Origin of the sequence: Limobrevibacterium gyesilva (assembly GCF_025989185.1) — a bacterium.
In the GTDB taxonomy this organism is placed as follows: Bacteria; Pseudomonadota; Alphaproteobacteria; order Acetobacterales; family Acetobacteraceae; genus Limobrevibacterium; species Limobrevibacterium gyesilva.
This window is the reverse complement of the sequence record NZ_JAPDNT010000005.1, coordinates 201,163-213,782: the sequence shown is the minus strand read 5'-3', so window position 1 is coordinate 213,782 and position 12,620 is coordinate 201,163. Positions and strand designations below refer to the sequence as shown.

The 12,620-nt window shown below is 65.1% G+C and carries 10 protein-coding genes and 1 CRISPR repeat array (1 of these 11 running past the window's edge); of the genes, 2 read left to right on the top strand and 8 right to left on the bottom strand.

The window, feature by feature from the left end:
- A CRISPR array of direct repeats spans nt 1-1,734; the repeat unit is 32 nt; unit sequence GTTTCGATCCGCGCTCCCGCACGGGGAGCGAC (it extends 5,566 nt beyond the left edge of the window).
- A 233-nt stretch (nt 1,735-1,967) separates the two neighbouring features.
- The 7 genes from cas2 to OL599_RS10050 all read right to left on the bottom strand — a co-directional run bounded on the left by cas2 (nt 1,968) and on the right by OL599_RS10050 (nt 10,037).
- Entirely contained in the window at nt 1,968-2,258 is a 291-nt protein-coding gene (cas2, locus tag OL599_RS10080; RefSeq protein WP_264713590.1) for a CRISPR-associated endonuclease Cas2, read from the bottom strand.
- A gap of 3 nt (nt 2,259-2,261) precedes the next feature.
- On the bottom strand, nt 2,262-3,302 hold the full coding sequence (cas1c, locus tag OL599_RS10075; RefSeq protein ID WP_264713588.1) for a type I-C CRISPR-associated endonuclease Cas1c: 1,041 nt from the start codon (nt 3,300-3,302) through the stop codon (nt 2,262-2,264).
- Nucleotides 3,295-3,939: a CRISPR-associated protein Cas4 gene (gene cas4, locus OL599_RS10070; protein WP_264713587.1), complete on the bottom strand. Its 645-nt coding sequence runs from the start codon at nt 3,937-3,939 to the stop codon at nt 3,295-3,297. Before cas4 ends, cas1c begins: the two co-directional genes overlap by 8 nt.
- Entirely contained in the window at nt 3,939-4,844 is a 906-nt protein-coding gene (gene cas7c, locus OL599_RS10065; RefSeq protein WP_264713585.1) for a type I-C CRISPR-associated protein Cas7/Csd2, read from the bottom strand. The genes cas4 and cas7c overlap by 1 nt, the downstream gene beginning before the upstream one ends.
- Nucleotides 4,845-4,847: 3 nt before the next feature.
- Complete coding sequence (cas8c, locus tag OL599_RS10060; RefSeq protein ID WP_264713583.1) at nt 4,848-6,743, bottom strand: type I-C CRISPR-associated protein Cas8c/Csd1; 1,896 nt, start codon at nt 6,741-6,743, stop codon at nt 4,848-4,850.
- Nucleotides 6,740-7,411: a type I-C CRISPR-associated protein Cas5c gene (gene cas5c / locus OL599_RS10055; protein ID WP_264713581.1), complete on the bottom strand. Its 672-nt coding sequence runs from the start codon at nt 7,409-7,411 to the stop codon at nt 6,740-6,742. Before cas5c ends, cas8c begins: the two co-directional genes overlap by 4 nt.
- A gap of 382 nt (nt 7,412-7,793) precedes the next feature.
- Nucleotides 7,794-10,037, bottom strand: a complete 2,244-nt coding sequence (locus OL599_RS10050; protein ID WP_264713580.1) for a CRISPR-associated endonuclease Cas3'' — start codon at nt 10,035-10,037, stop codon at nt 7,794-7,796.
- 363 nt (nt 10,038-10,400) lie between these two features.
- Here OL599_RS10050 and OL599_RS10045 point away from each other — a divergent pair, with 363 nt between their 5' ends.
- Both OL599_RS10045 and OL599_RS10040 read left to right on the top strand, forming a co-directional pair.
- Entirely contained in the window at nt 10,401-10,604 is a 204-nt protein-coding gene (locus OL599_RS10045) for a hypothetical protein (RefSeq protein WP_264713579.1), read from the top strand.
- A gap of 118 nt (nt 10,605-10,722) precedes the next feature.
- Nucleotides 10,723-11,793, top strand: a complete 1,071-nt coding sequence (locus OL599_RS10040) for an IS630 family transposase (protein WP_264713578.1) — start codon at nt 10,723-10,725, stop codon at nt 11,791-11,793.
- Nucleotides 11,794-11,910: 117 nt separating this feature from the next.
- Here the strand turns inward: OL599_RS10040 and OL599_RS10035 are convergent, their stop codons facing one another.
- Nucleotides 11,911-12,339 carry a YybH family protein gene (locus OL599_RS10035; RefSeq protein WP_264713576.1) on the bottom strand — a complete coding sequence of 143 codons (429 nt, stop codon included), beginning with the start codon at nt 12,337-12,339 and terminating at the stop codon, nt 11,911-11,913.
- Between the last annotated feature and the right edge of the window lie 281 nt (nt 12,340-12,620).

The window sequence follows — 12,620 nt, the reverse complement described above, 5'->3', positions numbered from 1 at the left end:
CGTCTTCCTAAGTCAACCAGAATGACGATTGCGTTTCGATCCGCGCTCCCGCACGGGGAGCGACCGCCGCGGCTGCCCCGCCGGTCACCGGGCCACCCTGTTTCGATCCGCGCTCCCGCACGGGGAGCGACGACGTTCGTCGTGTAGATGTCGCCTAGGTAGTTCTCGTTTCGATCCGCGCTCCCGCACGGGGAGCGACGCGCGGCCTTCGATGGTGACGGACTCGGCCTGACGGTTTCGATCCGCGCTCCCGCACGGGGAGCGACCAATGTCGGTTGCGCGACACCGCTACATGACACCGTGTTTCGATCCGCGCTCCCGCACGGGGAGCGACTGTTCGGGTGAGGTAGCGAAATGGCCGAGGGCGTGGTTTCGATCCGCGCTCCCGCACGGGGAGCGACTCAATGCACACTCAACTTTCCGTAAATGGTCGTGTTTCGATCCGCGCTCCCGCACGGGGAGCGACGTTGTTCAACAGTGAACAGATCGATGAGTTTATAGTTTCGATCCGCGCTCCCGCACGGGGAGCGACCGGTCACGGGCAGCGCCTGCTTCGGCTCCAGAACGTTTCGATCCGCGCTCCCGCACGGGGAGCGACAACACCTCGCCAAGGTCATCAACCGGCTGACCTGTTTCGATCCGCGCTCCCGCACGGGGAGCGACGCCTGCATCGCGATTTGGCGCGCAATCTCAAACAGTTTCGATCCGCGCTCCCGCACGGGGAGCGACCTGCCGGGCGGCGCGGATGCTTGTTCGCGATATCGTTTCGATCCGCGCTCCCGCACGGGGAGCGACACGATCCGCCGAATAGTCCGGCAGTTGTCGCGCTGTTTCGATCCGCGCTCCCGCACGGGGAGCGACCCGCACCCCCGCCCCGGCCCCGCGAATACTGGCAGAGTTTCGATCCGCGCTCCCGCACGGGGAGCGACGCGCGGAGCGGGCGGCGCGACGCACTCGTAGCGCGAGTTTCGATCCGCGCTCCCGCACGGGGAGCGACCTCAGCCCTCCCCGCTCAGCCGGCCGATCTCGGCCAGTTTCGATCCGCGCTCCCGCACGGGGAGCGACGCGGAGGGACTGTGCGGAGGCCGCCACGCGATCGCTGTTTCGATCCGCGCTCCCGCACGGGGAGCGACTCGGCGAGGGAATGGTCCCCGCCGGATCGAGGGAGTTTCGATCCGCGCTCCCGCACGGGGAGCGACAGTCAGATCGTGCCCAGCCGGCAACGGCTCAGCAGTTTCGATCCGCGCTCCCGCACGGGGAGCGACGTGTAGTCGCAGAGAGAGAGGACGGTCATCATCAGTTTCGATCCGCGCTCCCGCACGGGGAGCGACGACCCAGGCGTTGTTCGACGTGGTGGTGAAGCGGTTTCGATCCGCGCTCCCGCACGGGGAGCGACGATGTGTCGATGTTCACGCTGCCCGGCGCCAGCTTGTTTCGATCCGCGCTCCCGCACGGGGAGCGACGTTGTCGGGGCAGGCGCACGGCGCGGGTAACCTGGTTTCGATCCGCGCTCCCGCACGGGGAGCGACGTGGCCCGCACAGTGGAGAGTGCAGATGTCCGCTAACCTGGTTTCGATCCGCGCTCCCGCACGGGGAGCGACGGCGGGGCGGCAACCGTGAGCGTCGGAAACGTCTGGTTTCGATCCGCGCTCCCGCACGGGGAGCGACTCCAGGTCTGGACGGGCTGGCGGCGGGAATTGATGTTTCGATCCGCGCTCCCGCACGGGGAGCGACCCCTCCGCCACACACGACGGAAAAAGCAGGCGAAAGCGGCCAGTTTGCGCGAAACCGACCGTACCGCGCCCACGCCATCAGGAATGGTGCAGCACGTCTAAGATAATAGTCTGATTTACAATGACAAAGACCGCTCGCGAACCGGTCGGGAAAACGCCGGACGATTCTGGTTCGCGCGGGGCCACTGGCGGAGGCCGGCATCTGGTTCCGCGGAACCCGCAGCCGACTGCATCTCATACGATCAGGGGCGCATCGAAATCCAGAGCAGTCTTCGCGCCGACGTGCTCAATCCGGCGGCGGCCTCCGCTGCCCAGGAAGTAGAAGCGCAGGCTATCGCGCGTCGCATCCATCTCGGCGAGTAGCCGGGCGCGCAGCAGCACCCATTGATCCGGCGCCAACTCGATCTCGAAGACCGAGAACTGCACACGCTGCCCATAATCCTGACAAGCCCGGGCGATGCGACGCAGGCGCCGGGCGCCGCCCTGCGAGGTTATTTCCACATCATAGGTGACCAAAACCAGCATCCGTTACTTCCAGATCAGGGCCGGATAGACATCGAGATCGCCGCGCAGGGTGCGGGCGAGAAGGCTCGCCTGTACATGTGGCAGCAGGCCGAGCGTCGTGCGCTCTTTGAGGAACGGGTGTTCGATCTCCTCGCGCTTGCGCTCCTGCCAGGCCGTCAGCACCGTCTTGCGGCTCGTCTCCACCAGCAGGACGGCGCCATTCTCCATGACCCGGAAGTCGCTCGGTCCCAGCTCACGCCGGTTGAGCATCGAGAGCGCGAGCCGGTCGGCCAACGGCGCGCGCAGTTCCTCCATCAGGTCGAGGGCCAGGCTTGGCCGGCCGGGACGGAGGCGGTGCAGGAAGCCGGCGGCAGGATCCAGCCCCACGCCTTCCAGCGCGCCGCGGCAATCGTGCACAAGCAGGGTGTAGATGAAGGAGATGAGTGCGTTCGGCGGATCCATCGGCGGGCGGCGGTTCCGGCCGCGGAAGGCCAAGGCGAGGTCTGCCACCCGCAGCGCATGGCCAAAAACGCCGAAGTACAGGGCAGCCGCCTCCCCCTCGTGGCCGCGCAGGCGGTCCAGATCGGTCTCGTGCAAGGCCCGCCGTGCGATGTCCTGCATGCGATCGATGGCGGCGGACAGCGCCTCCCGCGCCGTATCGGCCAGTGCCGATCCGTGGTCGCGCAGCGCCCGCTGCAGTACGCCGCGCTGGTTGAGCGCCTTGGCCGCCACGATGCCGCGGGCGAGGCGCGTGCAGGCGGGACCGTCGTCCATCACGCGATACTGCTCGCGCCGCAGCAGCACATTGCCGGAGACGGGGCCTTCCACGCGCGCAAGGAAACGGCCGGTCATGCTAAAGAAGGCGGTGACCACCCCGGCTTCCGCGAGGCTGCCCATGAGCGCCGGGGACAGCGATACCTGTCCGAAGACCGCGATGCCGCCCAGAAGATGCAGCGGAACACGCAGCTTTTCCACGCGCTCGACCTCGACTACGACGTTCAGCCCGTCGCGGCGGAGGTAGGCGCCCTCCGTTGAGACATAGAGTGTGTTGAGAAGCTTACGCATCGATCTGCGCTTCGAGCCAAGCAGAAGCGGAGCGCGTGGCGCCAGTGGTCTGCGGGCGGCAGATCTCGATCAGTGAGCAGGCGTCGCAGCGCTTCTTGTCGTAGCCCATGCGCGGGGTGCGGCCGCCGGCGATGAGAGCATGGGTGGCCGCTGCCATCTCCTGCGTCAGGGCACGCAGGGCCAGATCGAAGGTGACCGGCGTGCGCCGATGGGGTTGTCCGTAGAACAGCGCGCCCTCGGTGATTTCCACCGCAAACATCTCTTCCAGCGCCATGGCCTGGGTACAAAGCTGCACCTCGTCGGCGCGGTGGGCCTTGGGCCTGCCGCGCTTATGCTCCACAGGAAAGGGCCGCCAGGCGCCATCCACGCCGCGATGCAGCTCCACGACATCGGCGATGCCGGTAACTCCCAGCCGGTCGGAGCGCAGCGGCATGCCGGTCACGGTGCGGACTCCCCGCCGCATCTCGGACTCGACCGCGTGAACCCGCTCATGCGCGACGTGGCCCTCGGCGGTCGCGGCATTCTCGGCCCATGCCTGCTCGATATGGATGAGCGCGCATTGGCGCGGGCAGAACAGGTAGTGCTGCAGGGAGGAGAGGGCGATGAGATCGGCGTCCGAAACGATCGCCTTGTCCATCAGATCCTGGCTTCGACGGTGATGCCCGGCGGCAGGTCGGTCTCGTTCACGGTCACTGCATAATCGCCGAAGCCGCGCGGCGGGCCGTCATTGCCGGTCCCATTGCCCACCCGCGCCACTGTCACGCGCTCCAGCAGCTTGTGGGCGGGGGCATTGCCGAGGTCGCTGTCATGCTTGAAGACAATGAGGCCACGCGCCGTCATCTCTCCTCGCGCGGCAGCGCGGTCATGGTCGAACATGTTGGCCAGCGCCTCCCACACCAGGGCGAGATCGGTCTCCGAAAAGCCGGTGCCCTTCTTCCCGTCATTGGCGAGGCGGCCCGAGACAAAGCCGTGGGCGCGATAGAGGCCATAGGGCACGATATGCTTGCGCCCCATGGTGCGGTCGTTCTGCAGCGCGTCCTTCTCGTTGGTGACGGAGGAACGAGTGATGGAGATTTCCATCGGCACGATAGGATCGATGCTTTCGGCGAAGGTGAGCTGCACGGGGCCGCGCACCTGGCCGGCATTGACCTCGGTCGACATCACGGCGCCGAAGGTGCGGACATCGAAGAAGTTGTCGCACATCCAGCGCGTCAGGTCCTGCGCCTTGTCTTTCGGCGCCTTTTTCGATTTTGTGTCGGGCTCTATCCCGAAATGCAGGTAGGCCTTGCGGTGCTCGACGTTCAGGACGGCACCATCCCGCATATAGATGTCGTAGCCCGGTGTCGCTGCGCGCGCCATGGCGACGTAGTTGCGGATCTTGCGCTTGATCGCGACATCCGTGACCAGGCCGCGCCCCGTCTCCGGGTCCATGCGCGGCATGTTGCCGGCATCAGGATCGCCGTTCGGATTGCCGTTGCGGACATCGAAGAGGAAAACGAAGTCGTAGCGGTTGGCGATGGGCGGGGCGACGATCTCCGACATGGCTCACTCTTCCTCCGAGGATGTATCGGCAGTGGTTTCGGCGGCCTCTATGTCGGCCGGCACGTCCTTCTTGCGGCGGAACACGTCGCGCTGGTGATAGTAGCCCAGCGCGAACCGACCCTGCTCCTCCAGCGGCAGCGCCTTGGGGAAGCTGTCGCCGAGGCCGGATGCGATGTCGGCGATATGGTCCTCGAACCATTCGGCGAGGCCGGGGCCACTCCGGGAGCGAATGGTCTTGCTGTGGTTACGCGCGTTGCGGATGAGCGAGGGAAAGACCAGCGCCGGGGTCGCGGAGGCCGAGGCATAGAAGCGGTCCCGCACGGTCGCGTTGCGCTGGCCCAGCGCCGTGCGCTGGAGGCGCTCCAGCACCGAGAAGAGGCGGCCGAGGCGATAGGCGCTGTTCGTGGTGGCCAGATCGAGCGACACGGGCACGTCCTCCGCGATGAGTTTCCAGCGGTGCATCCGGGCAAGGCAGGCCTTGAGCAAAGCGACGCGCAGGTCGCTGACCCTTTCGAGCGTGCGGCCGGTGCGCCGGTCCTCCTCGTCGTGGTCCGCCCGGATGCGCATGATGGTCTGAATCAGCAGGGCACGCGGATAGGGCAGGCCGGTGAGGATTGCGCGCATGACCTCGCCGCCGAGATGCGGCGGAATGCTCTCGGACTTGCGTTGTGGGGCGAGTTCCAGCAGCAGGCGCCAGAGCGGCGGCGGCCAGGGGCGCGGCGGGGGGTCGAGCCGCAGATCCGCCCAGTGCTGCTGGAAGTGCCGCGTGAAGTCGGCCAGCGACTGCTCCACCCAGAAGCGGACCGACAGCCGCGCGGCATTGGGGCTGAGGCCGAGCACAAAGACTCGCGACGCCGGATCCATCCTGGGCGCCGCATCCCGCAGGGGGATGCCATCCTGCATCCTGTGCAGCACGTCGCCGAGCCTGGCGGTCTCGGTTTTCTCATCGACCGGCAGCGCGTCGCCGACCTCGACCAGTTCTTCCTCATCGCCGATCATAGCGCGCACGATGCTCTCGGCGTCCCCATGCTCAGCCCAGAAGGGCACGGTGGTTTCGCCAAGCATGACGCGGTTCGGGTAGACCGGACGCCCCTTCGCGTTGGTGTGAGAGGCGCTGAGAAGCCCGTTGAGCGCTGTGGCATAGGCAAAGGCGGCCGCTTCCGACACCGGGGCGTTGGCTCCCTGTATCTTGCCGTAGGAGGTGAAGGAGTCGTGGTTGAAGGAGACGAGCGCGGCACCCGATGACTGCGCGCCGGCCACGCCCTTGATCGAAGGGTGCAGCCGCACGATCGGCATCACCTTCCCGGTGACCAGGCACATGCCTTCCAGCACGGCATTGTGCGCGCCGGCCTCGGCCATCAACGCGGCACGGGCAGCCGGGCGGTCATGGATGAAGCCTGCCTCACCCTCCAGCCGGAAGGCTACGTTCTGGTCGAGCATCGCTGCCGCATGAGCCAGCGCATCGTAGCGATCGGGGCGCCATCGCCTCAGGAAGCCGAGAAGGGCGGCGCAACCGACATCGCTCGTGCCGCCCAGCAGCTTCTCATGCCGCGCCAGGAAGGCGGCATGTTCCTTGATCAGTCGTTCGGCATCCTTCGCCTGCTTGGCGGCGAAGACCGTCTCATCGAGCGCGGTGCGGCCGAGGACATAGGAGGTCTTGTCCCAGAAGGCGCCGCTGGCGATGCCGACGGTGCGCTTGGGCGCTGCCGGCGCCAGTCGGATTTGCGGCCGAAACTTTTTCCCGTCGCCGGTGCGCTCGTCCTGCGTCGTGACGTAGTTCCCCTCGCGATCGAGGACGATCGTGAAGCTGATCTGCGAGGGCGCGAAGCCCGGGATCGGCGCCTCGCCCGCCCGTGCCAGCCGGTCATACCGCCTGGCCAGAGATTGCAGGATGGTCACGCGACCACGCCTTCATCCCCCGGCGCGGGCACCTCGATCACGCCATCGACCATGCGGGCGCGAAAGAACTGCGGCTCCATCCCGACGGCGTAATCGAGGTCGAGCGCCATCCAGCCGAGGTCACGCTCCCCCATCAGGCTTTCGTGCGGCTGCAGCGGCTCACCCTCCAGCAATTCGAAGTCGCAGGCGAATTCGCGGGTGCCGAGATAGGGGTGGTGGAAATACTGGCCCTTGGCGGCGCGACGTCGCGCCATTTCCAGGTGCTTCTGCACGGATTCCGCCGGATCGGCGCGGCCCTTCGCCGTCAATTCGATCCGCGCCTCGATGACGTAGGCGACGTCCTTGAGCAGGGTCGCGGCGCGCTGCTGCCGGTCCTTGTCGACATGCAGCGCAAGTCCCTCCGTCGAGCCCGCACGCATGGCGGCGGTGACCTTCCCGGCCGGGATCTTGGAGCCGACCTCATTGCGACGGAGGGACTCGAAGCGGATCGGATTGAGCACAAGCAGGCGCCGGATACGCCAGACCATCTGCGGCTTCCAATGGATGGCTTCGAGGATGCCGCGGGCCGCAGAGGGCGTGATCACGTCATAGCTGACGCGTTCCACCTTCATTTCCGGACGGGAAAACAGTGCGCGCGGGCCCCAGACCTTCAAGCGAATCAACTGCATGACTCGTAACGGTTATTGTTTTTGTTGTGTCACAAAAATTGTCGGCAGGCAAGAAAGCGATGCTCTTTCCGTGGCACCATGGGCAAAGCCGCCGGCCGCTGGCCGGGCATCTATATCGTGCCGTCGGAGGACCTCTTGTTTTGGATAAGAGGCCCTCCGTCGATCTTCTCGCCCTCAAGGGCCACCTCTGCGTTTCGATCCGCGACCAACGTAAGAATCTCGCGCTTCAGGCGGATACCAATCCAAATTCCGTTGGGCGTGGTTAACCCGATCGAGACGTCGAACGACGAGCGCATAACCAGTCTCCAATCGGTTTAACCGCCGGCCTATATGCAGGAGATGTTTTTGCGTGGTCAAGTGCAACTTCTGCGAATGAGTAAAATCACACCAGAACCATCGCCTCGGCCTTGCGGAAAGTGATGTCGTCCCAATCCAGCCCCGTTTCGGGCTTGTAGAGGTCGAGGTTGTGCAGCACCACGAATTGGTCGCCGAACTCCTTAGGGCGGATGGCTTCGGCCACGCCTTGAGTGATCATCTCCGTCCGCACGGTGCGCGGGATCCCGACGGTGTAGCGCCCAAGCTCTCGTGCGATCCCGCCGACGCCCTTCGCGAAGCGCAGGTCGCGGATGAGCCTGTCGACCTCGCCGACCCTGGCTTCCTCCTGCGCCACGATCACCGGCACCATCACATCGTCGATGAAGCGCATGGCGGCGGCGATGCTCTCAAAAGGGAAGTTCATATCGCCGGCCTTCCCAGCACACATTTCCAGCACGCCACCCCTGTCCAGTTCAGACTTGCCCTTCTTCCAATACAACAGATCGAAGAAGGCGCGTATCGCGGGCGGCGCGAAGGGATCATCCGTGTGCAGCCGCAGCATCTCGGCGCCGGTCTCGGCATGGGCAGTGAGCGATTTGATCACGCGGTATTCGGCCGCCGTGAACACCAGCACCTCGCTCGCCTCCAGGCTGCGCTTGAACTCGCGGTTGCAGCGCCCGGCCGCCTGCGCAATCTGGTCGAGTCCGGCAGAGGCGCGCAGCACGATGGGGAAATCCACGTCGACGCCCGCCTCGATCAGACTGGTCGAGATCACCCGGCATGGGCGGCCTTCCCTCAGGTCGGCCCTGATCTTTGCCAACACCCGCGCGCGGTGGACGCTGTGCATGCACGTCGAGAGGTGCCGCGCCCCGGGCAACGCGCAAATGGCCTGGAACAGCGCCCGCGCATGGGCACGCTGGTTGACGATGCAGAGCGCCTGCGGGCTTGCAGCGATCCGCGCGGCGAGCGCTGCATCGTCCTGCGTGCCGATATCCCGCACCGTCACGCGCCGCAGCGCTGCAAACAGCGCAGGCACATCCGGCGCCAGTTCGCGCGGTGCCTTGAAGCCACCGGGAAAACCCGCCTTGTCGGGTGCCGGCGCCGCCAGCGCGGGCTGCGTCGCGGTACACAGCACGACGGAGCTGCCGTAGTTGCGCGCGAGTTCCTTAAGCGCCGCGACACAGGGGCGCAGTAGCGGCAGGGGCATAGTCTGCGCTTCATCCACCACCACGATGCTGCGCGCCAGGCTGTGCAGCTTGCGGCAGCGACTCGGCCGGTCGGAGAACAGGCTTTCGAAGAACTGCACCGCTGTCGTTACCACGATGGGGCTGTCCCAGCGCTCCATGGCGAGCCTCAGGCGGTCGGGTCCTACGCGCTGCTCGGCCCACGTGCCCTCTTTCTCCATCTCGAAAGCGCTGTGGTGCTCCAGCACTGCGCCGCCGAGGGCGCCGAGTGCCTCGCGATAGACTTTGGCCGTCTGCTCGATGATCGAGGTGAAGGGGATCACGACGACCACCCGATCCAGCCCATGCGCCCGCGCATGGGCGAGGGCAAAGGCGAGGGAGGTCAGCGTCTTGCCGCCGCCGGTCGGCACGGTCAAGGTGAAGACGCCCTGGGGCTCGGCAGCCCTTGCCGTGGCTGCGCGCAGCACGTCGTCACGCAGCGTATTGAGCCGGCTTGGCGCTACGGCGCGGCGCGCCATCCACGCGTCCAGCGCTGTCTGGAGCATCGCGATGGACGGGTGGTCGACCTCCTGGACACCACCACTACGCGTATCGAAGGCGGCGGCGGCGGTGCGGTCGGCGTCAATGAGGCAGGAGAAGATCATGCGGGTGAGGAAGGCCATCTGGAACCCGAATTCGCCCTTCAGGTACCCCATACCGGCAGGACCGGAGACGCCCTGCGGCAGCGCGAGGCCGTCAGCCTGGGCCGCGCGCTCGGCTGGGGCCAGCAGGGTGCTCTTGGTCTCGATGCGGCCTTCAGGGCGAAGCAGATCATCCTTCAGCCCCGCATGGTGCCCCGCGACGACATGCGCGAGCAGTCGGCCCCAGGTCGGGGGCAGGTACTCGAAGGCCCAGACAGCACCGGCCGTGGAGTGATCGGCGTGCTTGGTCGGGTCGCGCAGCCGCGCCTGGAAGTCAGGGCCATATTTGCCAAGGTCATGTATACGCCCGGCAAGCGCCGCGAGAGCTTCCGCCCCGAAGCGTCGCCCGCGGCTTCGGGCGCCGTCCTCCACCTCAGCCAGGTGGCGGGCGAGAGGCTCCCATTCCCCTTCAGGACGACCAGATACACTATGAGCATAGTACGCCATTTCGGTCTTAAGGCTCCTTGGTCGACCCGCTCCCAACAGTTCTGTCACTAGCCGCCTGTGAAGCCGCACCGATCCGGGGCAACTCCAACCCGCATTTGGCGACGGACGTGATCCCACCCTCGCCTAATCGGTCAGATGCTGGCAATGATTAGGCAGCGCTGAACGAGCTTTCGCCGTGCTTAAAGTACCCCCTTTGGAGTCGATGGGGTGGACGGCTGTAAATCGGCGCCGTCCGGTGACCCCTGTGATTTATGTCGGATCAATAGTGTAGCGCGCCGATCGGCGTCGGGACCCCACGCCGATTCAAAGGTATGGTTGCTTGCCGCGTCGGCGAGCCTTGCACCCGGAGGATTTGTCCACCAGATGGCCCAGACTGAGATCACACCCGAGTTCCAGCGGGGTTGGGAAGCCGCCTTAACCGCCGCGCGCCAATGGCACGAAGACCAAGCCAAGAAGGCCCTCGTTCAATCCCGCAGAAGTCGGTTTCCGAAAAACCTGGAACGGGAAGCAGAGGTCCATACTAAAGCCGCGGAGATGATCGGCACCCTGAGTCCCGACGACGTCTGATCCAGCAGGAACCAAGCAGCGGTCACCTGACGGCAGGCAGGGGAGGTGAACAGCCTGCCTAGTGCTCTGACGCATTCTGACGATTCACAGTGTGGCGAAATCATGCGATTCTCTCTGCATGGCACAGACCGTCTGCGTGATCGTGAGTGCATCGGACAAGGCTCGATTGGAGGCGATCGTCGCGGATCGCAACCGGCTGCAAAAGCATGTGGAGCGCGCACGCGTGGTGCTTGCGTCCGCGCGCGGCTACCCGGTGCAGCGCGTAGCAGCGCAGCTCGGTGTCAGCCGTCCGATGGTGTGGCGCTGGCAGCGTCGATTTGCCGAAAAGGGTGTGGCGGGCCTGCTGCGCGACAAAGCACGCAAGCCCGGCAAGGCTCCGATCGCGGCCGAGACGGTGGCGCGCGTCGTGGCCATGACCTGTGCACCGCCGCCGCACCAGGCGACCCACTGGACCGGCCGCGCCATGGCCAAGGCCGCTGGGATTTCGCTGCGATCGGTGCAGCGCATCTGGGACGCGCACCAGCTTCAGCCGCATCGGGTGCGCACGTTCAAGCGGTCGAAAGACCCGCACTTCGCCACCAAGCTGATCGACATCGTTGGCCTATATGTCGATCCGCCAGCGCATGCAGTGGTGTTGTCGATCGACGAGAAGAGCCAAATTCAAGCGCTCGACCGGACCCAGCCGGGGCTGCCCCTCAAACCGGGGCGGTGCGGCACTATGACGCATGACTACAAACGGCATGGCACGACGACGCTGTTCGCCGCCCTCAACATCCTTGACGGCTCGGTGATCGGCCGCTGCATGCAGCAGCACCGCCACGAGGAATTCATCCGCTTCCTTAACGACGTCGAGCGTGCCGTTCCTGCCGGCAAGGTGATTGAGGCCGTCGTCGACAACTACGCGACCCACAAACATCCGAAGGTGAAGACCTGGCTCGCGAGGCACCCGCGCTGGACCTTTCACTTCACACCGACCTCAGGATCGTGGCTGAGTGCGGTGGAAAACTTCTTCTCGGCACTGACCCGCAAGCGCATCCTGCGCGGCAGCTTCCATTCGATCGTCGATCTCCAAGCAGCCATCAAGCGCTATATTGCCGAACATAACGTCGAGCCAAGGCCATTCGTCTGGAAGGCATCGGCCGCAGCTATCTTGGCAAAGCTCGGTAGAGCGCCTGCACCATCCGAATGAGCCGGAGCACCAGCGTATATATTGTTTGCCGGGCTGTTCATGGTTTTTGGAGATTTACTTAAGCCGCACCTGGGTAGTGCGGCTACTTTGAAATCGGCCTGAATAAAAGCTGATGGCTTAAGCCGCTGTGACTTTGCCGTCCCAATCTCCGCCTGCTGGAACGGATGCGTGTTGGTGAATCAGCTTCCATTCGCCATTTCGCCTCTCAAAGCAATCTGTTTCGCGCACGACGAGGCGTTTCGCATCCCCGGTCTTGAGAACGACGTTCACTTTTTGGATCGTGCATACAAGGCCCATGTCGCCGTTCACAACGACGTCCGTTTCGAGAATGTCAACCTTGCACGACTGAAAACCGCCAAACACGCGGTCAAAGAACTTCAACGCAGGCTGAACCCCTCGCGAGGCAAATGGAGGGATGTCGAACCACAAGGCATCATCGGCCCAGTGGCGCGTGCTTTGGGCCCCAGTCATAGATTCGGTCATCTCTTTGACTATTGAGACGAGTGTTTCCTTGTCTCTGGCTTGGCTGCGGTGTGCGTCAGGCATGGGTCTGGGCCCCGGAAACAGCGTCCGGCCTCACCGTTAACGGCCAGACTCCCCGATTCTAGCACCCAAGCCGCACGGTGGCTACGCCGCTTTTTTGGACTGTGATTCAATCAGCAGGTTCACAAGGTCCGACACGTCGAACAGGCGCGTCGTGACGCCAGCTGCCATCGCGGGCGACATCCGCAGAGTTGATCGGCCGCAGCTATCTTGGCAAAGCTCGGCAGAGCGCCTGCACTATCCGAATGAGTCAGAGCACTAGCAGGCTGCTTCTGTAACGGGCG

Bases quoted from the DNA above. Each gene is read 5' to 3' on its own strand.
- OL599_RS10045 (WP_264713579.1), top strand. From the start codon at position 10,401: ATGGCCCAGACTGAGATCACACCCGAGTTCCAGCGGGGTTGGGAAGCC.
- cas5c (WP_264713581.1), bottom strand. From the start codon at position 7,411: ATGCAGTTGATTCGCTTGAAGGTCTGGGGCCCGCGCGCACTGTTTTCC.
- cas1c (WP_264713588.1), bottom strand. From the start codon at position 3,302: ATGCGTAAGCTTCTCAACACACTCTATGTCTCAACGGAGGGCGCCTAC.
- cas4 (WP_264713587.1), bottom strand. From the start codon at position 3,939: ATGGACAAGGCGATCGTTTCGGACGCCGATCTCATCGCCCTCTCCTCC.
- OL599_RS10050 (WP_264713580.1), bottom strand. From the start codon at position 10,037: ATGGCGTACTATGCTCATAGTGTATCTGGTCGTCCTGAAGGGGAATGG.
- OL599_RS10035 (WP_264713576.1), bottom strand. From the start codon at position 12,339: ATGCCTGACGCACACCGCAGCCAAGCCAGAGACAAGGAAACACTCGTC.
- cas2 (WP_264713590.1), bottom strand. From the start codon at position 2,258: ATGCTGGTTTTGGTCACCTATGATGTGGAAATAACCTCGCAGGGCGGC.
- OL599_RS10040 (WP_264713578.1), top strand. From the start codon at position 10,723: ATGGCACAGACCGTCTGCGTGATCGTGAGTGCATCGGACAAGGCTCGA.
- cas7c (WP_264713585.1), bottom strand. From the start codon at position 4,844: ATGTCGGAGATCGTCGCCCCGCCCATCGCCAACCGCTACGACTTCGTT.